Raw genomic sequence first — 26,223 nt, 5'->3', positions numbered from 1 at the left:
GTTACTTTCCGAAAGCCCGTCGACTGACTTCCGGTACATGGCCATGCCTGCCTGTTACCAGGCAATATAAAAAGCCCTTACGTCCATGCCTTTTATTGACATGAAGGAGGGCCTCTTATCTTATTCTTCTGCTACTTCGATGACTTCATATTCATCATCAGGCCTGAGCTTCAGTTCATGATTTAAGAACTTCTCAGCATCAAACCAGTTCTTTTTATCCGCATCCGCTGTGTACTTATAGTTGGGATGCTGCGTAAGGTCGTATTTATCTGACAGGAAAGGTCTTACGCCCCTTACCTGCACTATACACTTGCTGCCATCCATGACTGCAAGCTCGTCAACACTCATAAGCTCATGACCGAGCTTCTGATAATTCATGTTGTAGCTCTGCTGTGATCCTCTTGATTCTCCGGTATTGTACATATCAATGGTTTCTTTGCCCAAAGTGGCATTTAAGTCCTTAAGAGTAGACTGCTCTGTACCACCAAGGAAAATCTGTGAATCACAGTTTGCGCAGATGGTCTCTGCATTATCCTTGTAGATTGCCTTAAGCTGCGACTTTGCCTGAAGGACAAGTGCTGCAGATATCTCACGGCTTCGTATAGTTGCCATAAGTTTTTCCAGGTTAGGGATCTGTCCGACATTGGCTGCCTCATCTATGAGACACCTCACATGAACCGGAAGCCTTCCACCATAGAAATCATCTGCTTTTTCACACAGTATATTGAACATCTGTGAGTAGATCATTGCCAACAGGAAATTAAATGTCGGATCTGTGTCTGACATGATTAGGAAAAGAATAGTCTTTCTATCCCCCAGCTTATCCAGCTCCAGTTCATCATATGACATGATGTCCCTTACCTGCGGAATATCAAATGGAGCCAGTCTGGCACCGCAGCTCACCAAAATACTTTTAGCTGTCTTGCCGGCAGCCAATTTATATTTTGCATACTGCCTCACTGCAAAGTGGTCAGGCTTCTCTTTTTCAAGTCTCTCAAACAGGATATCCACTGCATTTTTGAAAGATTCATCATCTTCTCTTATCTCCATGGAATTGATCATTTCCACAAGAGTATTGATATTCCTCTCTTCCTCTGGAGCCTCATAGTAAATCAGACCAATAAGCGCCGTATAAAGGAGCTTTTCAGCCTTCTCCCAGAACGGATCTCCGGGAGTGCCTTCCCCTTTGGTGTTTGCCATCAGAGTCGTGACAAGCTTTAATATATCGGTCTCTGAATGGATATATTCAAAAGGATTATATCTCATGCTCTTCTTGAAATTAATGGTGTTGAAGATTTTTATCCTGTAACCGGCTTTCAGAAACACATTCCCAACTTCGCCCAATAAAGTTCCTTTTGGATCTGATAAAACATAGCTGCTGTGGAGCTGCAAAAGATTGGGTTTTATCCAGAATCTTGTTTTACCGGACCCAGAACCACCGACGATCAGGACGTTTTTGTTCCTGGCATACTTCGGCTCTTTTGGTCTTGAATTCATGGTAATGCGCTCTGTCTGAGACAGAATCACATTGTTTTTAAAATCAGGATCCTCAAAAGGTTCTATGTCTTCATGTTTCCCCCACCTCGCTGAACCGTATTCTCTATTGTGGCGAAAGGTCTTGGCGTTCTTACCCTTAAGGTAGACTGCCAGTCTTAGAGCTGCGCCACATACAATTCCTATCATCAGGTCAAATGGATGCAGACTTGGAAGCAAGTTGGAAAAAGCCTCGCTAAGTCCACCATACAGGACCAGTCCCTGAATCTTTTCTGACATGTTGCTTCCCCAGGATATTCTCCAGGCTTCGCCAAGATTAGTGCAAAAGAGTCCCACTGCAAAATACGGGATGTTAAGGATTATTGTCTTCTTTATTTTTCTATTCATCTGACATTCTCCTTGAATTTCTCTTTTACCTTACGTGGACGCTTTGCAATCTCTTCCTTTAGCTTTCGGAGCTGCTTTATAAGGCTGGGCTTTTCTTTCTGCTCCCGCTTTACCACCTTAGCAGAGTATTCCTTTACAACTGCGCTGATGGCATCGATGTCTTTCGCCTTGAAAAAGCATGTGTACCTTGGCGGATCCGAAGTTTTGTCTTTCACAATGGCAAAATCAACTCCGTACTTGTTAGCTATTCGTTTGAAAGTACGCATGCTCTCTCCACTGACTTCCATTGATGATGCACCCTGCCCCTGTTTAACAAGCTGCTTTACTGTCATCTTGCCATGTTTCGGAGCTTTGGACTGCTGGTCCAGGTACTTAAGAAATGCAACCAGTCCTCTTATCAGTGCCCTGCCTGATACCTTTCCAACCTGATAGCAGAAGCGTATATATTTTGCCGATACTTCTTCATTCATAGGCTACACCTCATGCTGCGGCTTCATACTCCAGAGGATATGCTCCAAATGTTTCACTGCCATATGTAAGGGTGATAAGCCCCATCTGGAAGTTGGTCCGCATAATCTTGATGTCAATATCTGTAAGTGGCTTGATCCTTGAATCCTTCCCAACTTTTACCATGATTGCACTGCCGACAAGATATCTTGCATATCCCGTATCCATTATGCTGTTCCCGGAAAAGCACAGAAGATAATCATCTCCAATAGGAGCTGCATATCCATCCTGTCCTATCCCATCAAAGATTCTGTCCATCTCATCAGTATTGACTGATCGGAAGTTTTCGTCCGTACCAATAACAAGACCCTTTCTGATATCTCCACTTACATCCGCCATAAAGTTACCAGGGAACTTGATGATTCCATCTGTAACCGGATCAAGTTCAATCTTTATCTTAAGTTCCTCCATCGCTTTCACGCTGCCTTTCTTAGTTTCTTGTGTTCATCCATGATCTTGGCCATGCATGGAAAACAGAAAGTTGTTCCATTTCCATAAGGGCATGGAGTTTTGCAGTTATGCGGTTTTAACCCTGCCACTGGGATCGGATCCCTTGTACCCTGAAAACTCTTACCACCACTGTATTTGTCTCTGTTGTATTGTGCTGACATCTCTTTATCCCCCTCATAAAAAGAAATACTTTCTGCAAAAATGGACGCCGGTCCGGAAACTTTACAGACCAGCGCCCATATGATCAGATGGCTGCTTCGCCCTTGGACTTACTGCCAATATCAGCAGCATCCTTCTTAGGTGCCTTTGAAGCCTCTTCCTTAGCAGCCTTAAGCTCTCCAAGAAGAGATTTCTTCTCGGCTGCCTTTTCCTCTTTTGCTGCCTGGCGCTCTACGAACTTCTCACCAAGCTCAAAGACCTTATTCTGCGCATCATAGTGATACACATTATCAGTGAGCTGGTCAGCAGGATCCACTGTGGTAGCATTGACCTCTTTTACCATGTTCTCCAGGCTCTTGAGATCGAAGTTACCATTGTCAGGAATAATCAGAAGTTCGTGTATAGAACTTGGCAAAATGAAAAAGCTCTGATTATTAACTCTCTCAGATGCCTTCTCCATAAAATCGTTATATGCCAGCACTCCGGCACCATGTACGTTTCCTTCTACAGATGCAACAAACATCTGCTCCTGCTCAGGTGGAATGTTAAGACCAAGCATCTCAAGGTCCTCAACTCCCATCTGCTTTGCAAGCACCTCTGCCATTCCCTCGATGACAAGAGGTCGAATCTCAGGTGCGTTCTTAACAGCGTCCTCATGAAGCTGCTCGGGAGTGATGCCGTAGTTATCAAGCATCTGATTGGTAACAAGGATTGTACCGGAACCCTGTGAAGTCTCACCGATCACAAATCGGTAAACAACAGCCATGTCCTCAATGTCCTTATGAGGTACTGTCTCCAGGAGCTCAGCGTTCCTCTCTGCAGAAACAACTTCCATGGCAAGAGTTGATTTCATCTTGTCATAATCAGTGAAGGCATCGATGTCAAAGTCCGGTCTGTTCTCAAGAGCAGTTCCAGCAACTTCTGTAGCGCCTGTCACGATAGTGTCATAAGGTCTGCCCTCTTCGTAGTCCTTGTAGAGTGAATCTACGTTAAGGTTTACACCGATGACGCCATCCTCAGGCTTTACAGTGAGTGCTTCGTAAGTTTCATTCATCTTGTCGATCTTGTGACTCTCTACAGCAACCTCTTTTCCATATCTCTCGTAGAACTGCTCCTTCACATCATTGGCCAGATTCTCTTTAAATGTCTCAAAGTCCATTTTTAATTTCCCCTCTCTTATCCAAATGTTTTAAGGCATGAAAAAACACTGTGTAATGACATCCCTGTCAAAACACAGTGCTTCATTTCAGGTTATTCTTTTGCAAAAGAAATACGCCCCGCGGTATGTGAAGCTGTGCATCTCATATCACTTGGCGCATTATAATAATATCATGCCTAAAAAATGATAAAAAGGTGAAGTTAGGGGCGAAAAAGGGGCATAAGAGGGGCAAATCGGGGCACTGGAAAATTTCATAGACTATGATTACTCCAAATCTCGATTCTTTCTCAGTTATACCGCAAGTTACTGCTTCTTTGCTTCTATCTTTTTAGGGTATCATCCAAAATTTCTTTTCTCAGTTCAGTAAGCCAATCTGAGAATGCAACAGTATCAAATGCATATGTTTTATTAAGCTCATACTCGTTTTCTGACCATGTATCTATAGGAGATTCATTGTGCTGTATAAGAGCTTCGAGCTTATCAAGAGACTTGTATAGCTTTGCTTCCTTAGTTTCCTGCGCATCCATCTCTTTGTATAACCCGGCGATATCTCTGGATAATTCCTCCGGCAGTGATTGCACCCATTTGTTGAGAAGCAAATCCTCAACTTCTCTGTCATCATCTGTTTTGATAAAGGTTGGAATATCACCAGTAAAGCATTCCCCAAGATCATGGATGAGGCACATGTCTACAACTTTATCCATATCCAGATCCGGAAACTCATGCCTTAGAAGAAATGCCATCAGCGAAATACGCCAACTATGTTCAGCAACACTCTCTGTCCGCCTTTTTGTAGTAGTGCAATGGCGTGGCGTATCTTTCAATCTCTCAGCAATGTGTAAAATATCCAGGTATTCTCTAGCGTTCATACTAATCCTCCCAAGTAAAAGATTTACCCTGCCAGTTGCATAACCCATGCCAGGATTGCCGCAAGTATTGGAAATCCGATCAAAGGCCCAATCCATTTAACCGCCAGTGTTTTCCCGTGAATATAAGGCATGAGCTCCTCTGTTCCCGGGATATTCTTCCTTCATTTGCTTTCAAATCACCTATTTGTTGCTTTAATCGCGCCTAAGCAATGTATCCTTACTACGCGGTTACTATCTGTCTCTGACATTTTCTGTAACTGCGTAATGTATGGCCTGACAAACTCCGGTCTGCGTTTACCAAGGACCCGGAATATCTCAGGTGCTTCCATTCTTACCTTATCGTCCGTATCGTGTAGAAGACTTTCAAACACAGACATATATCCTTCATAAATATCCGGTGTATTTGTAGCAATGTTTTCAGACGCCCAGATGAAGCTCAGCCTGACCTTTGGATCCTCATCAGAAGCGAATTTGAACAAGTCCTCCCAGTATTCCTGAATCAAATAATAGTCGGCTCTACCTATCCTTCCTAGCGCATTAACCGCTCTTTCTCTTAAAAGCGGCACCTGGCTATCGCAAAAAGAAACTATCTCTTTAACATAATCTTTTACTTTCTTTGGATGTTCAAGCCCCATCTCACCAAGCAGCCATAGGGCCTTTGCTTTAATTTTTTCAGATTCGTGAGCAAGAAGCGATGACACATACGGAATGTTTTCTTCCCACCTGCTCTTATCCTTTGTTAAAACTCCAAGTTCCTTATACAGCGCTGATTCGTTCACCCCATCTTCTCCCTATATCAATCTTCATTCGATATAACGCCAGTTTCAGCCTAAATAAAAAAAGCAATACCGCAATTTACAGGAAAAATCTTTTTAAAATACCCCACTGTCATCACAAGCCATTGATCCTGAACAATTATATCAAATGCCTTCATGATATATAGCAGTATTACAAATCGAATAGTAAGCTTCCGGAAACCATAAGTTCCTTAGCAGCAAGTCTTACATCCTCCGGAAGAAAACGTAATACTAACGCAACGACAATTGTTTTTATCATTTCAAACTACTCCAAGTTGCTATTTTTTCTTTTTATATCCACAATCGCAATATGGTCCGCCGGATGCGAGAGTATATTCTCTAGCAAAAGTTGAGGCGCCTCCAAATTCGCTCATAGTGTAGTCAAGATGGCACATAGCAGGAACCAGCTCAAATAATCCGTATTCTTTCATGAGGGTACAGATACCACACTTTGTGAACCTCGCCTCATATCCGCTTCCATCCTCATAGGGCAGGTACTCCATATTCCAGGAATAAGGATTTCTGTCAGCCGCTTTTAGAGCCGCCGTCTTCTTCATTCCCTCAATATCTTTATCTGTGAACTTCTGCTTCCCTCCCAATTTGCAGAATGCTTTGGTCGCAAAGTTTGTCATGGCGTGCTCATAGTATGTGGTTGCCTCGGCAGCCGTTGGTTTTCTGTCCATACTAAGAAATACAGATGTCAGAATGGCGCAATTTACAATATTCGCCTTGAACCTGTCGCCTTTTTCAAATTCAGGGAGCTTGCTAATGATCTCTTTGTATTTTGGCTTTGCCTTTGCCATAATCCGCTTTGCCTCTTCGGGGCTTTTCTTAAGGTCATTTACAAGTGCCTTTTGAAAAGATTTTTTGTATAAGAGCCACATAGCCGCCGGCATTCCACTATACTTCATTTCTCTGAATCCTCCAAAAACTCTACCAATCTTTGGGCGTAGACCTTCGTATGTTCATGAAGCATCTGGCCATGGCCCATTCCTTTAAATACCCGCTTTTTTATCTGGGGGAGATATCTCTTCAAAAGCTTCGCACTCTTTACTGGGTATGGTTCATTTTCTCCGTGCCAGAACACGACTGGATTATGATAATCCTTTATTCCATCCTTTATCGTATATGTGTAGCAGGACAAGGCTGCATTACCAACAGATTTAAGAGATACTCCCTTATAAAGCGTATCTACTATTCCACTGTTTCCTTTTCCCATGATGCTTTCCACAAGTGGCTTTGGAACATGGATATTCTTTTTGATGCTCCATATAGAGCCCTGAAACAGCCATTTGAATGGATATGTCATTATGCCCATCTTTATTACAAATGCCGCATCCAAAACAGTTCTGTCTACTTCTATATTCCCTCTGCTGATTAGTTCCGTTGCGATGGTTCCTCCAAGAGAAAATCCCAGAAGGCCGTAGAGTCTTCCACTGAGAGTTTCCTTAACATATTTTTCGATTTTCTGAGCTGCATCGCTTACCGAAACAAAGTTTCCCGCTTCACTTCTTGAGTGACCATCCAATTCGCAAACAACCACATAATAATCTTTCAGGTACGGAAGTAACGGATCAAAAAGATCCGATGTATTTGCCATACCATGGATCAGCATAAGCGATCGTTTTTCCTTATCCCCATGTGTCAGAAATCTCATAATCGGACACTTTTCTCCTTATCTTTTGTTAGGCATATCGCACAGACCAGATACATAACAAGCCATCCGAAGGATTCTGTCCCCGAGTCCAAGCCTTCTGCGATAAGATTCAAAAGCTGGCCAAATAAAACACCGAATATCGGGCAACAGATTATGAATACTTTCTTAACCGGAATAAGTCCTTTCATAACCATACCAATCCATCCGATTGTTACTAGGAGATCGCAGGTGATAAATCCAGCTACCATTGGAACAGCTATGCTCTTTAGCACCCTTACTGTCATTGTTGCAGCTGTAGGAATATCTCCCGTCGCCTCCATGCCAGCGTTAAAGACTACCGGAAGCATGCAGATTCCTATATGAATAAAAGCAAAATACAAAATCCCGCTCCAATTTGCCACCTTAAAGATCTTATACAGCTTGTATGATTCCAGCTTATAGTTTTCTTCCATAACTCTTAGAAGTTCTGTGGCAGCATAAGCAAACATGGCTGCACACAAAAAACCAAGAATGGATGAAACAGCATACCTCCAATCCGGAGCAACATTCCAATCTATTCCCAAATATGCATCAGGATCCGAACTCGTACCTATTGTTCCAAAACCAAGCAAATAGTCACCAACTATGGCTAATACCATGGCATAACATCCAAACATAATTCTTTGCTTTGAGTTCATTTTTAAGATTCCTCCTTAAAGGCTACCCTTATGATCTGCATGTTCACATATCTGTCGCAGAAACTGATCATCATCTTATGTAAAAGACCTACATCCTTATAAATATCCCTATATCCACGCATGTAGCTTCGAGCCGTAACCGCCTCAAAATCCGTGCACCAGCTTTCAATTTCAGATTTATCCTCTAATGAAAAGAATGCGCTGACATCAGATATTCCAGCTTCTTTAAGCCATGTCTTCGTCATCATCTTTGCCCCGCGACTATTACAGGAATCAAATACAATTACGCCCCCTGGGAATCTCTTCGCCAACTTGCCTAATAGTTTTCTTACATCTTCTTTTCTGAAATAATAAAACACACCCGATGCGAAGAAAACAGTTCCTTTTGAAGCATCAATCATGTCCATCCATGAATAGTCATTTAAATCATATCCAATATTGCTTTCTCGTGCAGCTGCTGGTAACAGCTCATTTCTTACCGCAATCACATCTGGCATATCGATATTGTACCCTATACATGAACCGTTATCACACTTATGAAACGTATCATCCAAACCGCATCCCAAATTCACAACACTTGCATCAGGGTGATTCTTTAAATAATCTCTCACTTCCCAAGCAAGATCATATTGTCTTTGAGCTACTTCCAATGCGCCAAAAAGCCCGACACCGCTCTCCATTCTTTTGCCCTTTACAGCGAAATCGTAATCCAACATGTTGCATATTCGCTCAGCTTCCTCGTCCTTGAAAAGCTCTGGAAAATGCTCTGAACAAACCTTTCTTCCATAAAGCGGAATAATCAGTGTCTCCTGAACTGTATTTTTCTCAATGTGGTATTTTTTTGATACGACTTCCATCACGGAATACTCCTCCAGAGATCAAACTATTTCCATCTTAAAATCACACAATTCACCGCCGGAACCTATAGTCATTGTCCTGGTAAACCTCATCCCCGGCAGCTTTCCATACATATGAACATCATTCTCGCAAAACAGAACATTTATTTCCGGACATCCCAGTTCCGTAAGATACTTATGATACGGGCACTGAGTGATATCCATACGGAAGCAATCCTTTTCCTTTGGATAGAACACATTTTTAAAACCAGATGCTTCTCCAAACATTTTATGGCTCAGTGTATCCCACATACTTAAGAAAAATCTCCTGAACCCTGGGATCTTGCAGCACCTTGCTAATGATTGCCCCATCTTTTCTGATCTGATAGCCATAACCTGCTTCATCACATCATAAGCAATGTCAGGATTTTTCTCCTTCATAGAAAGATATATAGCCGCCGCAGGGAAGATAAAGGAATCTGTGTGTGCACTGATACCCTTTGGAAGACTCTCATGCTCAGAGTACATTTTGCATAATCTTCTATGAGCATTTTTCCATATCTTTTCACTCTCAGATGCTGAAAATCTTTTTTCAATCTCAGCCTTGAAAGCCTTCTTGCTTTTCATTATCCTAACAGTCTTTTTCTTTAATTCTTTCTCTGTATTCATTGCTTATCTCCCGCTCATTTTACTCTATGCTATTGAAAGATCGTACATATCCAAGCTGCAAATGCCGAGGCAACCGGGAATATAACAAGTAGTTTTAACAATTGACTCTTTATGTTAAATCCATACTTTCTGCCAGTATAAACACTATCCACTTCAGGAAAATAATATTGGAAGAACTTAAATTTCATGAGCAGAAAGTAGTCAAAACATATCATGTCGTACACCTTATATACAGTAAAAATCGACACAAATCTAAAGAAGAACTGCCAGAAAGAAAAACCGCTTCTGAAACCATCCCATATAGAGATCACTCCAACTCCGAGTATCAGCAGAATACTGAACACCATGAATGTCCAGCCTATTGCCCGAGCACCATAGAACAGTTCTTTCTCCCGAGGGATTATCACGTTCTGAGCTTCCTTCGGTGCTGATGAAAAGAATTTCTTATCCTGTATAAATGCTACTGCAGAAAACATCATCAGCGTTATCGCCACACAAAAAACTAACGCCAGAAAAATAGTAAGAATCATCTATTACTCCTCCTAAAAGACTAAAGTCACGATACCTGCAACTATTGCTGCTCCTATAACCCATACAAGTGTCAAAAACAGTCTCTTTTTCAGCATCTGCTTTATAGTCTGAACATAAGGTATGTCTTCGCATCCGGGAATCACCCAAAATTTACTGTATCTAACCCATACCTCATCGATAACGATCCCGTCATACCAGTTCATCACCTCAAGGAACAACAGGGCGTGCAGATATGCTGCCTTGAAATCTGATACGTTATTCCATAATCCTATGATCAGCACAAGGGTTGTCAGCATGACGATATAGAATTCCGTCATGAATATCTTTCTTTTTCTATTCATGGTCTCCCGTGTAGTAAGACCAATCTCTATTGCCCTGTCTTGTACCGCCTTGGGATAGAAATACATCCCGTCTATTGCGCCTCCGCGAACAGAAAACCTGACCATCAACGTAAATATAAGGCAGTATATGACCAGTTGAAGTATTATCATCTAACGATTCCTCAGTTCCCATATATTCTGTGCAGTTCATCCCATGACGGCATCTGTTCCTTCAATCGATTCCAAACAGAGCATTCTAATTCCTTTTGCAAGCTTTTCAGGATAAAACGGTGCAAGTCCTCCGTGTCCTAAGTCCTTAAATCTGACAAAACGAGATCCGGGAAATGCTTTTCTGATATATGCAATGTCCCATTTTCTTGCCTTTTCTTCAGCTTCTGCGAACCAGTATTCAATGAACGGGCAATTAGTTTTCACATGATCCGGCATAGAATAGTTATTTGCCGAATCAAAGGTTCGCCATATTGTTTGATAGCTTATCATCTCAAGAACTTTTGCCTCATATCTGATGTCATCTTCTGAAAGCTCATCTGTTGAGAATGCTTTTTCAAGCAATTTGATTCCACCAATCTTACCCATGGAGATCATTGCAAAATCCTTGAGTGCAATAATTCTCGTAACTAGCCAAGGCATCTGGTATGGTGTGATACCACCATCAATTACAGCATGGTTAAAATAAATCTTTCCGTTCGCCAAAAGCTTTGTAACTACAGCCCCTCCCATTGAACAGCCATATATGCACTCAACTGTGGATATTCCTTGTGCACCTAGCCAACTCTCCAGTTCCTCTGCTATCTCTTCAATACTTGTAAAATCACTTGCGTTTTCAGGATCGTATCCCGGAAGTGCCGGAATGATAAGATGATAGTCTTTTTCCAATAGCGGAATCACATATTCAAAATAATCCCACATCACCACAGCAGGGTGGATTAACACTATTACTTTTCCATTTTCTTTTCCGAATTCATGGTAGGTCATAAAGTATTCCTTATTTTTGAGACATTTTATCAACACCAATCAACGACGAATACTCGCTATACACCAATATGTTAGCACTTGCTAACCCTAAAATAAAGACATAATTGCAGTTTTTATGCACATCCATTCCACTGCCTTGTTGATAAAAATTCTCACACGTTAGCTGCCTCTACACTCCCTTCGCTGTTTTATAATTAATTAGCAAATCTATTAACGTACATTTCCAGGTACAGAAAGGACTATCTATGATTAATTGGAGCACAATAGGAAAAGTGGCATGCGGTTTCGCGCTTGGTACAGCAGGAGTTAAGCTCCTCTCCAGCAAGGATGCCAAGAAATGCTACACACATATAACTGCTGCGGCGTACAGATGCAAGGATACATGCCTTGAGACCTACACTAACATCAAGGAGAACTGTCAGGATATCAGTGCTGATGCAAAGGAAATCAATGAAAAACGCTATGCTGATGAAAGAGCAAAAGAAATAGAGGATGCAAAGGCTGTTCTGGCAAGCGCTGAAGCTGAAGCCGCTAATGCATAAGACATAAGTAAGCTTAGATGAAAGGCATACTATGAATTGTAAAATATTGCATGAAAATGGGGGACGTATGCGTGTACACATTGCTGTACGCCATATGTCTTCTTTTGAAGCTGATAAGATCCAGTATTATCTCTCCTCACTTCCTTTTGTAAAAAAAGCTGATGTAAATGAACGGACTTCAAATGCCATAGTTTTCTATGACTCTTCCTGCAGGAATGATCTGATACAGGCGTTTTCTGAATATAGTGAGAGAACAGAGATTACTGTGCCCGAACATACAGGCAGGGAACTCCGTATCGAATACGAAGACAGAATGTTCTTCCATATTGCAGGCAAGCTTGTCCGCAGATTCATCATTCCATTGCAGATAAGAAGGGTGATCATATATCTAAAGGCTATCCCTTACATAATTAAGGGGCTCAAGTGCCTGCTCTCCGGAAAGCTTGAGGTTTCTGTTCTTGATGCAACCAGCATTGCGGTATCACTGCTCAGAGGCGATCATGCAACAGCAAGCAATGTAATGTTCCTTCTTGAAATGGGTGAGATGATGGAGGACTGGACTCACAAAAAGTCCGTCGATGACCTTGCAAGGGCCATGTCCCTGAATGTAGACAAGGTATGGATGCTTTCTTCTGACGGCCAGGAGGTCCTTTCAAATATCTCTGACATAAAAGAGAATGACAGGATAGTTGTCAGAACCGGCACCATGATCCCCCTTGACGGTGTAGTACTAAGCGGTGATGCTTCCGTAAATCAGGCAGCCATGACCGGTGAATCCGAGCCTGTCCACAAAACAGAAGGCTCTCTTGTATACGCCGGTACTGTTATTGACGAAGGTGAGCTTGTCATAACCGTACAGAAGGCACAGGGGCAGGGACGATACGACAGGATTGTAGCTATGATAGAGGAATCCGAGAAGCTCAAATCCGAGTCAGAAGCAAAGGCTGCACACCTGGCCGACAGACTTGTTCCCTATACTTTTGGTGCCACACTCCTCACCTGGCTATTTACCAGAAATGCCACCAAGGCCACATCAATCCTTATGGTGGACTTCTGCTGCGCATTAAAGCTCGCCATGCCTATTTCAGTACTCTCAGCAATGAGAGAAGCCGGTGATCACAAGATATCTGTAAAAGGCGGCAAGTTCATGGAGGCTGTGGCTGAAGCAAAAACAATAGTCTTCGACAAAACCGGAACTCTGACTCATGCCACACCAAAAGTTGCCAAGGTTGTTACTTTTGGCGAGAATGACGAAGATGAGATGCTTCGCCTTGCTGCGTGTCTTGAGGAACACTACCCTCACTCCATAGCCAACGCAGTGGTAAAAGCTGCAGAAGTCAAAGGACTTACTCATGAAGAAAAGCACACCAGAGCTGCCTATATCGTTGCACATGGCATTTCCAGTACGATTGACGGTAAAAAGGTATGTATAGGAAGCCATCACTACATCTTTGAGGACGAAAAGTGTATTGTTCCAAGTGGATTCACTGACAGGTTCGATTCTCTTCCACCTGAGTATTCGCACCTGTATATGGCTATCGGTGAAGAACTCGCTGCAGTAATACTTATCGAAGATCCACTTAGAGATGAGGCTCCTTCGGTAATAAGGAAATTGAAAGAGGTTGGTTTTGAAAATGTAGTTATGATGACCGGAGACAGTGACAGAACAGCCAAGTCGGTTGCAGAAAAGACCGGTGTGACAAGATACTTCTCTGAAGTTCTTCCTGAAGACAAGGCTGAATTCATAAGAAAAGAACATGAAGCAGGTAGAAAAGTAATCATGATAGGTGACGGTATCAATGACTCACCTGCTCTTTCAGAGGCAGATGCAGGAATCGCCGTCAGCACAGGAGCTTCCATTGCAAGAGAGATTGCAGATATAACCATCTCCTCTGATGATCTTGGAGCTCTTTTAACGCTTAGAAGTCTCAGTACAGAGCTGATGCGAAGGATCAACCTGAACTACAATTCCATTATCGGGTTTAACTCCTTCCTGATAATTATGGGTATGTTGGGTATCTTCACCCCAACCACTACAGCATTCCTACACAACGCATCTACCATTGCTCTAAGCATGAAGAGCATGACAAATCTGTTGGATGATTGACCAATAATAAAACCTCGTAGCGGCTATTCTCTGGCAACTACGAGGTTTTCTTTCTTTATTTCTTTATCACAGATATGACTTTGTAATCCAAAGTTCCTATAGCCCTTGTAATCATGGCGTCACCACTTCCCACATCTGTCCCATGTTTTGAAATCCATCCTGAGGCAGGCATCCTTTGCAGGTATGTCCATCTGAGTGGCTTCCGGATGAGCATCCACTGCATCCTGAACAACTCTTGGATGTGAACACCACTTTTTTAATGATACCCATGTTTTCAAGATATTCCATCTGTCTGGTGACATCTTCCTCACTGGTATGAAGTTCTATGGCAAGAAGCTTTGTGGTTCTGGCACGGCCATCTTTTAACAGTTCCAAAAGTTGTTCCATTTTACGCCTCCCTAGTTACATTTCTCACCAGATGAGCATTCCCACATGATAAGCAATAAACGCAAGCAAAAGAGATACTGCTGTGTAATAAAGCACAATCCTTCCTGTCCATTTTGCTGAATGTGTCTCCTGATATGTAGCCGCGAGGGCAACGACGCAAGGCATGTTGAAGGTCATGGCAAAGATAAATGCTAAGGCCTCCGGCTTTGTTACGTTCGCAAGAAGAACAGAACTAAGATTTGCGGTAGTTCCTGCACCACTCATAGCCTCTGTAAATGCTGTGCTATATGAACCACCACTATAAAGTGCACTTATGACACCGATAGCACCTTCTTTTCCAACAGCAGATGCAATGTAGGAAAGGAATAACTGCCATGGCATTCCGAAGAACTTTGTGACAGGCTCTATTGCTACACCGATTGTGTAAAGGATTCCTCCTGTTCCGGATGGAGAATAGCTAAGAAGCCAGAATACTCCGCAAACAAGTAGAACCACCTTTGTTACTCTGATAAATGTTTCCTTTGTTCTTCCGAATACATATCTGAAAAGAGCTCCCCACTTTGGTTTGTGGTACGGAGGAAGCTCCATGATCATTCCGTAGCGGTCTTCCTTCTGAACAAGCTTAGCTCCAAAGACTTTGGCCGTGACATACATGTGCAAGAGCATAGTAAGAAGGATTACAGCCACCACAAGAACTGCTCCTGGACCGAAGAAAATAGATGAAAGCATAGGAATGGTTGCCCAGGCTGCGCCGCAAGGCACTGCCCATGCCAGAGCGATCGTGAGAACCTTCTGTCCCCAGTTATCTATAACTCTTGCGCCCGCTGCGCCTCCCATGGTACATCCAAAGCTTACCAGGAATGGCATGACTGACTTTCCCTGAAGCCCAAGCTTACCCATGGTGTTGTCAAACACATAGGAGATACGGGCCATGATGCCCACTTCCTCAAGAAGTCCGAATACAAGGGTTACACCAAACACAAATCCCAACATCTTGAAAATATATGAGAATGACTGAATTATTACATCTGTAATGATGAGCATAACGAATTCAGGACATCCTATAGCTGATAATCCTGCAGTAATCGGAGCTTTAGTCATAAGAACCAGCTCGCCCAGAAACATGGGCGGAAGAGCAGGAACAAATGAAGCAATAAGACCTAATAGAACAGTAAGTATAACCGCAGGCTTTCCCCAGACTTTACTTGTATAGATACGGTCAAGTTTTCCAAGGGTTACCTTTACAGACTTAGATTGGATTGCACCGTCTATCACATCATCGATCCAGGCGAATTTGCAGCCGCCGACAGCCACAGCGCCCTGGGATGAATCTTTGATACTTTCAATTTCTGAAAAAACAGATGCATCCAGTGTATTTTTAAGCTTCGCAACAACTACCTTGTCATTCTCAAGCACCTTTGAAGCAAGCCACATTGAAGAATAGCCGGGAATAACGCCTTCAGGAATCAGGTTGCAGATTTCCTGAAAACCTTTGATACTCTCGTACTGTTCTTTTAGCTTGGAAACATCAAGCCTTGAGTCTTTCTTGATAGCCTTTTCAAGAGTTTTATAGAACTCGTCATAAGACTTCACATCTGTCGCAGAAAAAGGGATGACAGGAATGCCAAGCTTTTCCTCTATAGCCTTGGCATCAATCTTTTTTCCCTGATCGGCGGCTACATCTGCCATATTGAGCAATAAAAAGCATGGTGCATTTATTCCCGCATAATCAGCCAGCATGAAAAGGCTTCTCTGAAGCTGTGAACTGTCAGCAAGGATGCAGACAACATCAGCTTTTCCTGATGTAATAAAATCTCTTGTGATAACCTCTTCATCTGAATTGGCAGAAAGGCTGTAGGATCCCGGAAGATCCGCCACATTGTATTCTTTTCCTGCATAGGTAAAAGATCCTTCTTTTTTCTCTACTGTCTTGCCTGGCCAGTTTCCCACATGCTGGCGAAGTCCGGTAAGCGCATTGAATAAAGTTGACTTGCCCGAGTTAGGCTGTCCAAGGAGGGCTATAGTTGCAGCTGCACTCATGCTGTCACCTCCTCGACTGTAATACCACTGCACTCCTTACGGTTCAGTGCGATCATGGTATCTCTTGAATAAACCAGCATAGGTCTGTTCTTATCGTTCTTGATAACGCTAACCTTACAGCCCGGTGTAAGTCCTATCGAGGTGATACGGCTCATAAACCTTGTATCGCCTTGAATAGCTGTGATCACTGCATCTTTGTTTTCCCTTACTTCACTTAAACTCATAACACTTCTCCTCTCATATACTTTGTTTAATAAACTTTATTTCTCTGCCATTACAGTAATCCATGGCTTAGATTCATGGTGATCTGTCCTCACTTTTGAAAAGCCTGCGCTTTTTAAAGCTTTTTCTATCTCATCAGGAGTATGACACCTCATCCCATCGATGATCTTCTCAAAGCTCAGGCTCGCTTTGTCTGTACCATCTGATTCGTTTACAATCATGAAGGTTCCACCCGGCTTTAAAACCTTTGCCACTTCTGAAAAGCATTTCTCCAGTCCCGGCCAGAAATATATAGTTTCAAATGCAGTTGCCAGATCATACTTTTCTTCCGGAAGAGTTAGATTTGATACATCTCCCTGCTTAACCTGGCACCTTCCTTTATCGATCATTACCTTGTTGTATTCTGTTGCTTTTTCGACAGACAGCGGCGAGTAGTCAATTGCTGTCATATTTGCCGAAGAGTATTTTTCCATGAGTACCCCGGCATTTCTTCCCCCACCACAGCCAAGTTCGACCATCTCTTTGGGTGCACTGACTTCAAGATGTGATATTCCCCAGTCCGCCATCTTAGCATGACCACTGTTCATACCATTGATCATCATTTTCCCGAGAACCCCTTCCGGTTTTCTTGTCTGACTTACATAATTCTTGAATAATCCCATCATTGTATCCTCCTCATCACTCATTTTATTTTTTACCCATAAGAATCGTTGATCCACTAAGTCCCATCCAAGTGGCTTCAAACTTATTCATGAACATTCCGCTGGTAGTATCAACAAGCCGCACTTCCTCGTAGCCCATGTCTTTAAGCTTTTTGGCAAAACTCTCTATATCTCCGTATTTGCTCTTTGACATGATGTCATGGATAGCAAATGTTCCACCCTTTTTCAGTGTTCTCAGCGTCTCCAGGAGGATAGCCTGCCTGTCCCTGCTGGGGATGTTGTGATATACATAGTTGCTTGTCACTGCGTCAAAAGTCTCATCTTCAAATCCAAGCTTTGTAGCATCTCCCTGACCAAAAGAAACATTTGCTGCTCCTTCAGCTTCTGCATTGCTTTCGCAAAGAGTCTTGCTGAATGACGCATATTCTTTTCCCCATCTGTCTATTCCAACCATCTGTGCATTTGGATTCTTCTTGGCACATGCGATTGTAAGCGCGCCGCTGCCACACCCGACATCCAGTCCTTTCCCTCCATCAGGAATCTTCACATAGGCTGAAACACCATCAATTATCTGCCTGGACATCTGCCTTGAGCCATTGTAAGAAAATGCCCTGTGCATCAGAAACATCCAAAGCGTCATTAGCGCAAGAACTATAGTTATTACCAATAGTACCTTTCCAACTATTCCTTCCACGCCAAAGATCAAGGTCAATATAAGTGCCCCACCGGTAGCTCCCAAAAATCCATATACCATCCCATTTGGCACCCAGTTCTTATAGTCCGGTTTCATTACTTTTTTTCCTCCTCTTTTCTGATTAGTCATTTATATAAAGTTAGCATTTGCTAACAGCACATCAGACTTCATTCATGTTTTTACGATGCTACTCTTCATTCATTTAAAGATCTGCTCTTCACGCATTTAAAATACACCATAGAACCATCCACATGATATTCAACCTGAGAATATAGCTTATGAAGAATACGAAGCAGCTGATCTTCTGTAGGAAATGGCGGTGTAAACCAGCCCTTTTTAGATAGAATGTTCTTTACAAGCCAGTCTGTTCTCTTGGATTTACCCTTGATATAAAAGCATGCTACAAACATTCCACCTTTCTTAAGAACGCGGAATGTCTCCTTAAAAGCCTTCTTCTTATCGGGGAAAGCATGAAATCCATTCATACTCATGACTATATCCTGGCTGCCATCAGCAAGAGGAAGTTTTCCCACATCTCCCTGAATAAATGAGATATTCTTACAATCCTCAAGCCTTTTCTTTGCCTGTTCCAGCATATCGACGCTGTAATCAAGGCAGGTAATACCAGCTTTTGAAAGCCTTCTCCACTTCTTTTCTGTAAAAACCGCAGTTCCTACAGGTACATCAAGTAGTGTCCCGGAGAAATCATCTGGAACATAAGCAAGTATTTTCCTTGCTATTTCATTGTCATCAGTACCGCTCCAGAAAAAGCGAATGTACTGCCTGCTAAGGAAACTTCCCTGTGTCAGAACATCATCATAGATATTTTTTGAATCATGATAGGCGCTCTGGATTCTGTCAGATACAGGAACTGCCTTTTTTAGCCGTTCGGTTCTTGCCCTCTCTTCGTTATCTTCCCTCTCGTCATATCCATCATAAGGAGCATTAGGATCATGAGGTTTTTGTCTCTTCAAACTATTGCAGATCTGGTCTCTGTGCGCAAATACAAAATCCAGATCATCAGACCATCCTGTATGGCCTGTTATCACCTTCGGCCTGATACCCCTGTCGCGAAGTAGCTTCTCAAGCTTTGCCAGGGACTTCTTTGACAGTTCGTTATCCTCTGCCAGTGCGTTTATAAAACTGTAGCCGCCATCTGCGCCGAACCAGATCGTGTCTCCGGTGAAAAGATAAGCGTCATCTACCAGATAGACCATATGCCCCCAAGTATGACCCGGAACCAGGATTGCTTCCACCTTGATGTCCTCAATGTAAAACACATCGCCATCTTTAAGAAGTTTTCTCTCATTATCACTTTTAACCATCGGAAGCTTATACAGCCCAAAGATTACCTTGCGCCGCTTCTCGCCAGTCATATATCTATTTTCAATTTCACTGATATACAGTCTGGCATTCCTGAACAGTCCATCAGAGTCTCTCTCCACAGCGCCGACATGATCAGTATCCTGATGTGTTATCAGGATGTCTTTTATGCTCGATGGCTCTATATCAAGCCATTTCATCTTCTCTGCAAGCCGCTCATAGTTATATCCGGCATCAATCATGATTGTTGTGCCATTCTTGGTATAAAAGAAGATATTGGCAATCCATTCCCGGACACAAGCCACATTTTCATCAATCCATCCCGTATTCAGCGGTTTAAATATTTCTTTTCCGCGATACCCCCAGGACATTACTACTTTCTGAAAATTTGATGCCTTTTTAGACATAAAGCTCCTCCAAAAATCTCCCTCTTAATAGAAATACATTCCGCCTACTATCTCATTTCCCTCTGGTCATAATGAGCAGCCCGCCCATCATCCATAAATTACCAACGCTGATCCATGCTGCAGCAAGAGCATTGGTAATTGGATAATCTCCTACGACTCTCATTAAAACAATCCATGGTATCCCAATCATAATATTAAATACCCAGCACCACTTCGGTAATGGCGTGTTTCCTTTGATGAATGCTCTTATCTGAACTACTGCTGTAAGTATAAAGAAGATCAGAAATATCATTGTCGCAGGTAACAGGAACCAGATCAGAAATGGTTTCATGTTTTCGACCACAGTATCAGGATTCAATTGATAGAATCTCTTCAATAAAAAAACCGCCATGCAGCATGGGACATGCACTCCACATCCTCCAAACGCAAGGCATCCTATGAGCCCAGCTCTGTAATCATGTGCATTCTTTTCAGAAAAGGGCTTTATCATGCGATAAACAGCAAACCAGCACAGACATTCCAACGGAATCCCTATAAGCCCCAGAAGCGCTGATGCAATTATCCTTCCATCTGATACTAAAAGGAATCTTGCCCACATGGGTGGAAGACCGGGTACATCCCTGTAAAATGTTCCCCATCCCAGAATCATATCCGCTGCCAATACCATTAATGCTGCAAAACATCCAACCTTTAACAGATGCCTTATTCTTTCCCAATCAATTCTTTCAGTTTCTCCGCTAGTCATTCTGCTTTAAACTCCACCCGTCTACTTACTACAAATCCGTCCTTATCGGTTACCGTCTCATATTCGGATGCCAAGGGGTTCTTATCCCCTATTACAAGATAATCGCACCTCGAACTGTTTCCGCAGGTACCTTCCCTGACAAGCTTTCCATGTATTTGTGATATTCCATAAAAATCACAGTTACACATAAGCGGAAGTACATGTAATAACCCATATCTCTTTGCGATTTCAGCGTTAGGGCATTGTGTAAAGTAATATCTCGAAGCAAGATGTTCTTTATCATAACCTTCCGTTACATTTATGAAACCATCCGGGTACTTTAATATATCTTTCCTATCCCTGTCCCCAACCCTGGTAAACACATAGTTTATGAGCTTCATGTAAAATGGTTTATTAAGATCTACCACCTTACCCAGTTTTGTAAACGGCTCCATGAAAAGATTTTGTACGAAGTCCTGCAATTCTTCTATCTTCGGTTGATCTGGCAGGGCCTGATACAATGAAAAAATCAGAAAACCTCCATATATCGCTGATGCATGTCCGTTTTTCGCACCGCCATAATCCGGAAGTTCATTCAGAAACCGAAGATAGTTTTCCTGAAGGCACCCCCATATTCTTTCAGCCTTATCCTTACCATACCTTTCAACAAGCCATTTCTTCACTTTCTCGTTATATTTCCTGGGATATAATCCTTTTGTACTTCTACTAAAACCAGCTTTATCATTCATAATAATCATGTTTACACCTTTGTGATCACCGCAATAGCGCATGGCATTCTGCCATCAACTACTGTGTACTCCACGCCCTGATATCCCAGGTTCTCGAAGAATTTCTTGTAAGAATCAAGATCAAACTGCTGCTTAAAGTCTGCACCGAGCAGCGTGACAAACTTTACTGCCAGTCCTGCAGACTGTTTTGACTTATTGATGTATGTTGGGATGATTATCTTGCCTCCCGGTTTAACCACACGCCACAGCTCAGCAAAAGCCTTTCCCGGATCAGGAAGCAAATGGATCACGTTGCCCGCAACAACCTTATCAAACCATGAATCCCTGCATTTGATATTTGTGATATCTGCTTTTTTGAAATAAACATTATTATAAGTACTGCATTTCCTGGAAGCCTGTTTTAGCATTCCGGATGAAAAGTCTGTAGCAATCAGCGTCTTACAATTCTTCGCAATATAAAAACTGATAGCTCCTGTTCCGCAGGCACACTCCAAAACCTCATCGGTGCTCTCTATGAAGTCAGCGACTCTTTTTCCTGTGTCAGCGTATACCTTATGATTATAGATATTCTCAAAAAGATCATATAAAGGTGAAATCTTATCCCAAAACATATTCGACTAATATCCCTCTCTTGACGTTACTTTTGAGCAAAACTCATTATTGTATACGGAAGTTCTTTAACATACCCAAGCACTTCTTCTTTGCTTAGCGCTCTCTTGGCATGAATAACTGCCTTTTTATTTCCCAGATCGGCCTTTGCATAAATGCCCTCATTTCCGTTAAGAGCGTTCTCTACTCTCGTAGCACAGTTACTACATACCATGCCTTCAATACTCACTTCATAATGATAGTCGTAATGACTAATATTCTTATCGGCCACCTTCACTTTAGATTCAGGCGCTTCATGTCCTCCGCAGCATGAGCCTCCATGAAGAAGCTTTTTCTTCATCATGATTATTAAAAGAATTATTGCTGCGACAAATATAGCAGCTGCAACTATTGTCTGAATATCCATAGTCTGTCACCTCTTGAGACATTTTCTCAGTGATAAATATTGACACTGTAGCACTGTCAAATACAATGTTAGCATAAGCTAACTTAAACGTAAAGGAGGAAAGTATGAGTAAAATAGCAATTGTTTATTGGAGTGGTACAGGAAATACTCAGTCAATGGCTGAGGCAGTAAAAGCAGGTGCTGAAAGCAGTGGTGCTTCAGTCGATATGTTCTCACCTTCTGAGTTCAATTCTTCCCTCGTTTCAGGTTACGATGCAATAGCATTCGGTTGTCCTGCAATGGGAGCAGAGGTCCTTGAAGAAACTGAGTTTGATCCAATGTTCACATCAGTAGAAAACTCTTTATCCGGTAAAAAGGTAGTACTTTTCGGTTCTTATGGTTGGGGTGATGGCCAGTGGATGCGTGACTGGGAGGAAAGATGCAAATCCGATAACGCAAATCTTGTAACAGACAGCGTTATTGCCAACAATGCACCTTCTGATGATGATCTGAAGAACTGCTCTGCGCTTGGAAGAGCCATTGCATAAATCATTCTCAGAAAACAAATTGAGGCAATTATCATATGATTGCCTCAATTTGTTTTCGTATCTATTTTAATTGGCGACAACTATAAGCCTCACTCAATGTTCTTAAGCGCCACATCCAGTGGTATCCGTTTAATTCTCCTAAAGTCAATCAGTGATACGAATGCATATCCTATCAGCATATAGACTACTGACATCACCATCGATTCCCTGCTCATGAAGAATGCGAAATAACCATCCATCTGCATCAGGAATCCGGGGTATCGATTCCACCTATGATATTAAGCAGCGTAGACTTTCCGGAACCGGAAGGACCAAGGAGGACACAAAACTCTCCTTTTTTTACAGTAAAATTCATGCCCCTGAGGACATCCTGCCTGGCTTCACCACTTCCAAAGCTCTTTTTTATATCATTAATCTCAAGAAACTCTTTCATAACTTCTCCTCTTTATGCAGTTTTCATTCTCTGCCAATACAACTATACACTTTCTTTAATCTCATTTCTTTTCAGAATTTTCTCTGCTATTCCGCCAAACGACTCTACTCTGCCATTTTTTATGTACAATTCGTAATCACAGCATTTCTCTATAAGCTCCGGATCATGTGTTGATACCAATACAGTTTTCCCCGACTGCGCCAGCCCCTTCAAGAGCAGTCCAACTTTCATCATATGATCAAAATCAAGCCCTGAGGTCGGTTCATCAAAAAGAAGGATCTCTGCACCTGCAGCTATAGCAGACGCTATTGCAACCCTCTGCTTCTGTCCGCCTGATAGCGCCATTGGATGTGTGTCTTTATACTCAATTAGGCCAAGATTTTTAAGTATTTCATGGCATCGTATCTCATCCTTATCACTCATAGAGAGCAGCACTTCACTCTCTACACTGTCTGTAAAAAGCTGATGGTTCACGTCCTGCATGACCATATAGCTTAGCCCGATCCTGGCATTTCCACGATATACTTTTCCATCTGTTTCTATGATTCCTCTACAGTCCTTCTCTAAGCCACATAAACATCTAAGAAACGTCGATTTTCCTGTTCCGTTTTTTCCAACTATTCCTATTACTTTCCCCTTAGGCAGTTTAAGCTCAGGAATGCAGAGTTCGAGTCTATCTCCATCACTCTCCGCGAAATGTCTTTTTCTAAACAGATATGGCGAACTTCGATACGAGAAAAAGAAATCCTGCAGTAATATACTATTTGACATGCCTGACTCCGATGTCTCTTTTTCACTGCTCCTTTCATTAAAAAGCACCGAGAAATATGAGGGCACTTCCAATGGTCTTAGCTTCAAATTCTCTATAGTGGCAGTGTCGAGCTTCAAAAACTCTTCCTTACTCCACTGCTTCTTAATCCTGCCTTTGTCCATATATATCACGCGATCAAACAAATCTTTTAAATACCAGAGTCTGTGCTCAGAGATAATGATTGTTTTGCCTTGCTTTTCCCACTTAAGAATAATGTCATGGAGCTTTTCTATGGCATCACGGTCAAGGTTTGATGATGGTTCATCAAGAAGTATAATCCCAGGTAAAAGAGCTGCCACCGAAGCACAGGCTATCTGCTGCTTTTCGCCGCCGGATAATTCAAAGAGACTTCTCTCCATAAGCTTATCTATTCCCATCTCATTGATGATCAGTTCTTTTCGCCTCTTTATCTCTTCCGGTTCAAGGCCAACATTCTCAGGTCCAAATACAATCTCTCCATCTGTATCAACTGAGAAAAACTGGCTTCTCGGATTCTGAAAAACTGTGCCCACAACACCGGCAAGCTCATATAACGGAGTTTTTGAGATATCCCTTCCCGCAACCATAACTTCTCCCGTAAGCTCACCTTGATAATAATTTGGAATCAGACCATTTATAAGTCTTAATACTGAAGTCTTACCTGAGCCCGATGCTCCGCACAGCAAAAGAGTTTCGCCCTCCTTTATGTAAAGCGAAACATTCTGCAGTGATTCTTTTGCCCCTTTATAGTGAAACCTGACATTTTTAATCTCTATAATATTCTTCATCATTTCATGTATTTTGAGGCCACAAATATCACAGCCGCAGCAGTAAAAACGAAAATAAAAACGTAATCCAGTGCCTGCATTTTAAGCTGCTCTATACTGGTTCTCTTAACCTTTCCTCCAAGACCTCTGGTGATTGCCGCAGCGGACAGTTCATCGCCAATATTCACGCAGGAAAACAAAAGAGGTATCATCCTGTACTCCACCATTTTCACTGCACTGCCTCCGCCCAGCATAACGCCACGCATTTTCATGGCATCCCGTATGGATGCATACTCTTCCTTGATGGTTGGAAAAAATCTCATCACTACCGCCAGGGAAATTGTTATTCCATCGGGCACATGCATCTTTTGCATTGCTGATATAAACTCATCTATCTTAGTAGTCCTGACCACATACCATGCGGTTATCATTGCAGGCATAAACTGAGCAACAATACTGCAATAGCCCACAAGAAATGCCGTCAGAAATCCGGTGGCTTGTGCCGTAAGATAGTAGAAAGTAAGCCCTAACGCAGCCAAATACAATACAAGAAAACGCAGCGCTGATGCATATTGTTTTTCCACTATCAAAAGAGCTATTGGAACCATAGTTATTGCTATCCTTAGCCCCCATAAAAAGGGCGTAGTTGCACTCATCATTACAACTGCCGACACAACAAATATCATATACAGTTTTGTCCTTGGGTCTAGTTTTAATTCCATTTATGCAATACCGGCTTTCTCAAAATGCTTTCTGACCACTGCTTTTCCAAGGAAAGCTCCAAGAAATCCAAATAACAAACAAAGGACAAGCAAAACTGCAATGGTTTTTGAATTGATAGCTCTAAAGAGACTGTCGCAATACTCAGCAGTGTATCCCCCATCAAGAAGATCCTGTCTGTATGATTTAGCGCTTACGATCACAGGAAAATAGTTAGCACAGATCCAAAGACAGAATATTCCATAGCTGATGGCAATCTTCTTAAAATCCTTATAATCTCCGCTTTTGGCAACGAAATCAGCTATCACTCCTGCCGCGATGATAAGTGGAGCTCCAAGATACCCCATCCCGGTGACAAACATAATAATAGCCAGAAGAACTGACATTATACTGATCATTCCAAACTTATCGATCTTTGTATAGAAAAGCATCATCGGAATGGCACCTACCAATGGGATCATCACCACGTATGATGCTACGATATAAGGGTGTATAAATCCGAGGATTCCACATGCAAACTCAACCACAAATAACAGTGCTGTAAAAAGTCCTACGGTAATAAAATCTTTAGCTTCCAATTTCTTGTTCACTTTTTTCTCCTCCACA

Annotated in this window: 32 protein-coding genes and 1 pseudogene; 3 read left to right on the top strand and 30 right to left on the bottom strand. The window is 42.2% G+C overall.

Annotation, left to right across the window (positions count from 1 at the left end; genetic code table 11):
- Positions 1–120: 120 nt before the first annotated feature.
- The 15 genes from G632_RS0113615 to G632_RS0113540 all read right to left on the bottom strand — a co-directional run bounded on the left by G632_RS0113615 (position 121) and on the right by G632_RS0113540 (position 11,508).
- Positions 121–1,881, bottom strand: coding sequence for a VirD4-like conjugal transfer protein, CD1115 family (locus G632_RS0113615; RefSeq protein WP_022769910.1), 1,761 nt, complete (start codon positions 1,879–1,881; stop codon positions 121–123).
- A complete protein-coding gene (locus G632_RS0113610) occupies positions 1,878–2,351 on the bottom strand; it encodes a PcfB family protein (RefSeq protein ID WP_022769908.1) in 474 nt (157 codons plus the stop codon). Before G632_RS0113610 ends, G632_RS0113615 begins: the two co-directional genes overlap by 4 nt.
- Positions 2,352–2,361: 10 nt before the next feature.
- A complete protein-coding gene (locus G632_RS0113605) occupies positions 2,362–2,808 on the bottom strand; it encodes a hypothetical protein (protein WP_155828893.1) in 447 nt (148 codons plus the stop codon).
- Complete coding sequence (locus tag G632_RS0113600; protein ID WP_022769906.1) at positions 2,805–2,999, bottom strand: hypothetical protein; 195 nt, start codon at positions 2,997–2,999, stop codon at positions 2,805–2,807. Before G632_RS0113600 ends, G632_RS0113605 begins: the two co-directional genes overlap by 4 nt.
- An 83-nt stretch (positions 3,000–3,082) precedes the next feature.
- A complete protein-coding gene (locus tag G632_RS0113595) occupies positions 3,083–4,156 on the bottom strand; it encodes a DUF5688 family protein (RefSeq protein WP_022769904.1) in 1,074 nt (357 codons plus the stop codon).
- Between the two features lie 320 nt (positions 4,157–4,476).
- Entirely contained in the window at positions 4,477–5,025 is a 549-nt protein-coding gene (locus G632_RS0113590) for an HD domain-containing protein (protein ID WP_022769903.1), read from the bottom strand.
- A gap of 176 nt (positions 5,026–5,201) precedes the next feature.
- Positions 5,202–5,804: a sister chromatid cohesion protein PDS5 gene (locus G632_RS0113580; protein WP_022769900.1), complete on the bottom strand. Its 603-nt coding sequence runs from the start codon at positions 5,802–5,804 to the stop codon at positions 5,202–5,204.
- A gap of 296 nt (positions 5,805–6,100) precedes the next feature.
- On the bottom strand, positions 6,101–6,733 hold the full coding sequence (locus G632_RS0113575; RefSeq protein WP_022769899.1) for an L-2-amino-thiazoline-4-carboxylic acid hydrolase: 633 nt from the start codon (positions 6,731–6,733) through the stop codon (positions 6,101–6,103).
- Complete coding sequence (locus G632_RS0113570) at positions 6,730–7,479, bottom strand: alpha/beta hydrolase (protein ID WP_022769898.1); 750 nt, start codon at positions 7,477–7,479, stop codon at positions 6,730–6,732. The genes G632_RS0113575 and G632_RS0113570 overlap by 4 nt, the downstream gene beginning before the upstream one ends.
- Positions 7,476–8,156, bottom strand: a complete 681-nt coding sequence (locus G632_RS0113565; RefSeq protein ID WP_022769896.1) for a DUF6796 family protein — start codon at positions 8,154–8,156, stop codon at positions 7,476–7,478. Before G632_RS0113565 ends, G632_RS0113570 begins: the two co-directional genes overlap by 4 nt.
- A 2-nt stretch (positions 8,157–8,158) precedes the next feature.
- Entirely contained in the window at positions 8,159–9,013 is an 855-nt protein-coding gene (locus G632_RS0113560) for a class I SAM-dependent methyltransferase (protein WP_022769895.1), read from the bottom strand.
- A gap of 21 nt (positions 9,014–9,034) precedes the next feature.
- Positions 9,035–9,661, bottom strand: a complete 627-nt coding sequence (locus G632_RS0113555; RefSeq protein WP_022769894.1) for an L-2-amino-thiazoline-4-carboxylic acid hydrolase — start codon at positions 9,659–9,661, stop codon at positions 9,035–9,037.
- A 29-nt stretch (positions 9,662–9,690) separates the two neighbouring features.
- Entirely contained in the window at positions 9,691–10,191 is a 501-nt protein-coding gene (locus tag G632_RS0113550; RefSeq protein ID WP_022769892.1) for a hypothetical protein, read from the bottom strand.
- 12 nt (positions 10,192–10,203) lie between these two features.
- Positions 10,204–10,683 (bottom strand): hypothetical protein, encoded by a 480-nt coding sequence (locus G632_RS0113545; protein ID WP_022769891.1) that lies wholly within the window; start codon positions 10,681–10,683, stop codon positions 10,204–10,206.
- 36 nt (positions 10,684–10,719) lie between these two features.
- Complete coding sequence (locus tag G632_RS0113540; RefSeq protein ID WP_022769890.1) at positions 10,720–11,508, bottom strand: alpha/beta fold hydrolase; 789 nt, start codon at positions 11,506–11,508, stop codon at positions 10,720–10,722.
- 245 nt (positions 11,509–11,753) lie between these two features.
- On the opposite strand from G632_RS0113540, the gene G632_RS0113535 reads away from it, so the two are divergent.
- Both G632_RS0113535 and G632_RS0113530 read left to right on the top strand, forming a co-directional pair.
- The gene (locus G632_RS0113535; protein WP_022769888.1) at positions 11,754–12,050 is read left to right on the top strand and encodes a DUF6110 family protein; all 297 of its coding nucleotides are present in this window, start codon (positions 11,754–11,756) and stop codon (positions 12,048–12,050) included.
- A gap of 31 nt (positions 12,051–12,081) precedes the next feature.
- Positions 12,082–14,157 (top strand): heavy metal translocating P-type ATPase, encoded by a 2,076-nt coding sequence (locus G632_RS0113530; protein WP_022769887.1) that lies wholly within the window; start codon positions 12,082–12,084, stop codon positions 14,155–14,157.
- Between the two features lie 111 nt (positions 14,158–14,268).
- Here the strand turns inward: G632_RS0113530 and G632_RS20150 are convergent, their stop codons facing one another.
- The 10 genes from G632_RS20150 to G632_RS20140 form a co-directional block, all read right to left on the bottom strand.
- The gene (locus tag G632_RS20150) at positions 14,269–14,544 is read right to left on the bottom strand and encodes an Lrp/AsnC family transcriptional regulator (RefSeq protein WP_022769886.1); all 276 of its coding nucleotides are present in this window, start codon (positions 14,542–14,544) and stop codon (positions 14,269–14,271) included.
- A gap of 24 nt (positions 14,545–14,568) precedes the next feature.
- Positions 14,569–16,584, bottom strand: a complete 2,016-nt coding sequence (feoB, locus tag G632_RS0113520; RefSeq protein WP_022769884.1) for a ferrous iron transport protein B — start codon at positions 16,582–16,584, stop codon at positions 14,569–14,571.
- On the bottom strand, positions 16,581–16,808 hold the full coding sequence (locus tag G632_RS0113515) for a FeoA family protein (RefSeq protein WP_022769883.1): 228 nt from the start codon (positions 16,806–16,808) through the stop codon (positions 16,581–16,583). The genes feoB and G632_RS0113515 overlap by 4 nt, the downstream gene beginning before the upstream one ends.
- Before the next feature lie 36 nt (positions 16,809–16,844).
- A complete protein-coding gene (locus G632_RS0113510) occupies positions 16,845–17,471 on the bottom strand; it encodes a class I SAM-dependent methyltransferase (protein ID WP_022769882.1) in 627 nt (208 codons plus the stop codon).
- 22 nt (positions 17,472–17,493) lie between these two features.
- Complete coding sequence (locus G632_RS0113505) at positions 17,494–18,258, bottom strand: class I SAM-dependent methyltransferase (RefSeq protein ID WP_022769880.1); 765 nt, start codon at positions 18,256–18,258, stop codon at positions 17,494–17,496.
- A 98-nt stretch (positions 18,259–18,356) separates the two neighbouring features.
- Positions 18,357–19,892, bottom strand: a complete 1,536-nt coding sequence (locus G632_RS22525) for a methyltransferase domain-containing protein (RefSeq protein ID WP_022769879.1) — start codon at positions 19,890–19,892, stop codon at positions 18,357–18,359.
- 52 nt (positions 19,893–19,944) lie between these two features.
- Positions 19,945–20,637: a DUF6796 family protein gene (locus tag G632_RS0113495; RefSeq protein WP_022769878.1), complete on the bottom strand. Its 693-nt coding sequence runs from the start codon at positions 20,635–20,637 to the stop codon at positions 19,945–19,947.
- Positions 20,634–21,365: an L-2-amino-thiazoline-4-carboxylic acid hydrolase gene (locus tag G632_RS0113490; protein WP_196802293.1), complete on the bottom strand. Its 732-nt coding sequence runs from the start codon at positions 21,363–21,365 to the stop codon at positions 20,634–20,636. Before G632_RS0113490 ends, G632_RS0113495 begins: the two co-directional genes overlap by 4 nt.
- Positions 21,366–21,376: 11 nt before the next feature.
- Entirely contained in the window at positions 21,377–21,976 is a 600-nt protein-coding gene (locus G632_RS0113485) for a class I SAM-dependent methyltransferase (RefSeq protein ID WP_022769875.1), read from the bottom strand.
- Between the two features lie 26 nt (positions 21,977–22,002).
- The gene (locus G632_RS20140; RefSeq protein WP_022769874.1) at positions 22,003–22,380 is read right to left on the bottom strand and encodes a heavy-metal-associated domain-containing protein; all 378 of its coding nucleotides are present in this window, start codon (positions 22,378–22,380) and stop codon (positions 22,003–22,005) included.
- A gap of 104 nt (positions 22,381–22,484) precedes the next feature.
- On the opposite strand from G632_RS20140, the gene G632_RS0113475 reads away from it, so the two are divergent.
- Positions 22,485–22,907 carry a flavodoxin gene (locus tag G632_RS0113475; protein WP_022769872.1) on the top strand — a complete coding sequence of 141 codons (423 nt, stop codon included), beginning with the start codon at positions 22,485–22,487 and terminating at the stop codon, positions 22,905–22,907.
- A gap of 89 nt (positions 22,908–22,996) precedes the next feature.
- Here the strand turns inward: G632_RS0113475 and G632_RS22015 are convergent, their stop codons facing one another.
- From G632_RS22015 to G632_RS0113450, 5 genes and pseudogenes are all read right to left on the bottom strand, one after another.
- Complete coding sequence (locus G632_RS22015; protein WP_155828892.1) at positions 22,997–23,146, bottom strand: hypothetical protein; 150 nt, start codon at positions 23,144–23,146, stop codon at positions 22,997–22,999.
- A gap of 8 nt (positions 23,147–23,154) precedes the next feature.
- A pseudogene (locus G632_RS0113465) lies at positions 23,155–23,340 on the bottom strand (ATP-binding cassette domain-containing protein); the annotation flags it as partial.
- 42 nt (positions 23,341–23,382) lie between these two features.
- Positions 23,383–24,921, bottom strand: a complete 1,539-nt coding sequence (locus tag G632_RS20135; RefSeq protein ID WP_051154950.1) for an ABC transporter ATP-binding protein — start codon at positions 24,919–24,921, stop codon at positions 23,383–23,385.
- The gene (locus tag G632_RS0113455) at positions 24,918–25,619 is read right to left on the bottom strand and encodes an energy-coupling factor transporter transmembrane component T (RefSeq protein WP_022769867.1); all 702 of its coding nucleotides are present in this window, start codon (positions 25,617–25,619) and stop codon (positions 24,918–24,920) included. Before G632_RS0113455 ends, G632_RS20135 begins: the two co-directional genes overlap by 4 nt.
- Positions 25,620–26,207, bottom strand: a complete 588-nt coding sequence (locus G632_RS0113450; protein WP_024865489.1) for an MptD family putative ECF transporter S component — start codon at positions 26,205–26,207, stop codon at positions 25,620–25,622.
- Between the last annotated feature and the right edge of the window lie 16 nt (positions 26,208–26,223).

This window comes from Butyrivibrio sp. NC2007, assembly GCF_000421405.1.
Classification (GTDB): Bacteria; Bacillota; Clostridia; order Lachnospirales; family Lachnospiraceae; genus Butyrivibrio.
Note: the sequence above shows the minus strand (reverse complement) of the source record. Positions and strands in the feature narration are given on the sequence as shown.

What these genes read in the sequence shown, in the direction of transcription:
- G632_RS0113515 (WP_022769883.1), bottom strand. Translation starts at nt 16,808, where the DNA reads ATGAGTTTAAGTGAAGTAAGGGAAAACAAAGATGCAGTGATCACAGCT.
- G632_RS0113455 (WP_022769867.1), bottom strand. Translation starts at nt 25,619, where the DNA reads ATGGAATTAAAACTAGACCCAAGGACAAAACTGTATATGATATTTGTT.
- G632_RS0113590 (WP_022769903.1), bottom strand. Translation starts at nt 5,025, where the DNA reads ATGAACGCTAGAGAATACCTGGATATTTTACACATTGCTGAGAGATTG.
- G632_RS0113475 (WP_022769872.1), top strand. Translation starts at nt 22,485, where the DNA reads ATGAGTAAAATAGCAATTGTTTATTGGAGTGGTACAGGAAATACTCAG.
- G632_RS0113550 (WP_022769892.1), bottom strand. Translation starts at nt 10,191, where the DNA reads ATGATTCTTACTATTTTTCTGGCGTTAGTTTTTTGTGTGGCGATAACG.
- G632_RS20140 (WP_022769874.1), bottom strand. Translation starts at nt 22,380, where the DNA reads ATGGATATTCAGACAATAGTTGCAGCTGCTATATTTGTCGCAGCAATA.
- G632_RS22525 (WP_022769879.1), bottom strand. Translation starts at nt 19,892, where the DNA reads ATGTCTAAAAAGGCATCAAATTTTCAGAAAGTAGTAATGTCCTGGGGG.
- G632_RS0113570 (WP_022769898.1), bottom strand. Translation starts at nt 7,479, where the DNA reads ATGAGATTTCTGACACATGGGGATAAGGAAAAACGATCGCTTATGCTG.
- G632_RS0113535 (WP_022769888.1), top strand. Translation starts at nt 11,754, where the DNA reads ATGATTAATTGGAGCACAATAGGAAAAGTGGCATGCGGTTTCGCGCTT.
- G632_RS0113560 (WP_022769895.1), bottom strand. Translation starts at nt 9,013, where the DNA reads ATGGAAGTCGTATCAAAAAAATACCACATTGAGAAAAATACAGTTCAG.
- G632_RS0113510 (WP_022769882.1), bottom strand. Translation starts at nt 17,471, where the DNA reads ATGATGGGATTATTCAAGAATTATGTAAGTCAGACAAGAAAACCGGAA.
- G632_RS20150 (WP_022769886.1), bottom strand. Translation starts at nt 14,544, where the DNA reads ATGGAACAACTTTTGGAACTGTTAAAAGATGGCCGTGCCAGAACCACA.
- G632_RS0113565 (WP_022769896.1), bottom strand. Translation starts at nt 8,156, where the DNA reads ATGAACTCAAAGCAAAGAATTATGTTTGGATGTTATGCCATGGTATTA.
- G632_RS0113600 (WP_022769906.1), bottom strand. Translation starts at nt 2,999, where the DNA reads ATGTCAGCACAATACAACAGAGACAAATACAGTGGTGGTAAGAGTTTT.
- G632_RS0113595 (WP_022769904.1), bottom strand. Translation starts at nt 4,156, where the DNA reads ATGGACTTTGAGACATTTAAAGAGAATCTGGCCAATGATGTGAAGGAG.
- G632_RS20135 (WP_051154950.1), bottom strand. Translation starts at nt 24,921, where the DNA reads ATGATGAAGAATATTATAGAGATTAAAAATGTCAGGTTTCACTATAAA.
- G632_RS0113530 (WP_022769887.1), top strand. Translation starts at nt 12,082, where the DNA reads ATGAATTGTAAAATATTGCATGAAAATGGGGGACGTATGCGTGTACAC.
- G632_RS0113505 (WP_022769880.1), bottom strand. Translation starts at nt 18,258, where the DNA reads ATGAAACCGGACTATAAGAACTGGGTGCCAAATGGGATGGTATATGGA.
- G632_RS0113610 (WP_022769908.1), bottom strand. Translation starts at nt 2,351, where the DNA reads ATGAATGAAGAAGTATCGGCAAAATATATACGCTTCTGCTATCAGGTT.
- G632_RS0113555 (WP_022769894.1), bottom strand. Translation starts at nt 9,661, where the DNA reads ATGAATACAGAGAAAGAATTAAAGAAAAAGACTGTTAGGATAATGAAA.
- G632_RS0113615 (WP_022769910.1), bottom strand. Translation starts at nt 1,881, where the DNA reads ATGAATAGAAAAATAAAGAAGACAATAATCCTTAACATCCCGTATTTT.
- G632_RS0113545 (WP_022769891.1), bottom strand. Translation starts at nt 10,683, where the DNA reads ATGATAATACTTCAACTGGTCATATACTGCCTTATATTTACGTTGATG.
- G632_RS0113540 (WP_022769890.1), bottom strand. Translation starts at nt 11,508, where the DNA reads ATGACCTACCATGAATTCGGAAAAGAAAATGGAAAAGTAATAGTGTTA.
- G632_RS0113495 (WP_022769878.1), bottom strand. Translation starts at nt 20,637, where the DNA reads ATGACTAGCGGAGAAACTGAAAGAATTGATTGGGAAAGAATAAGGCAT.
- G632_RS22015 (WP_155828892.1), bottom strand. Translation starts at nt 23,146, where the DNA reads ATGGATGGTTATTTCGCATTCTTCATGAGCAGGGAATCGATGGTGATG.
- feoB (WP_022769884.1), bottom strand. Translation starts at nt 16,584, where the DNA reads ATGAGTGCAGCTGCAACTATAGCCCTCCTTGGACAGCCTAACTCGGGC.
- G632_RS0113490 (WP_196802293.1), bottom strand. Translation starts at nt 21,365, where the DNA reads ATGAATGATAAAGCTGGTTTTAGTAGAAGTACAAAAGGATTATATCCC.
- G632_RS0113575 (WP_022769899.1), bottom strand. Translation starts at nt 6,733, where the DNA reads ATGAAGTATAGTGGAATGCCGGCGGCTATGTGGCTCTTATACAAAAAA.
- G632_RS0113485 (WP_022769875.1), bottom strand. Translation starts at nt 21,976, where the DNA reads ATGTTTTGGGATAAGATTTCACCTTTATATGATCTTTTTGAGAATATC.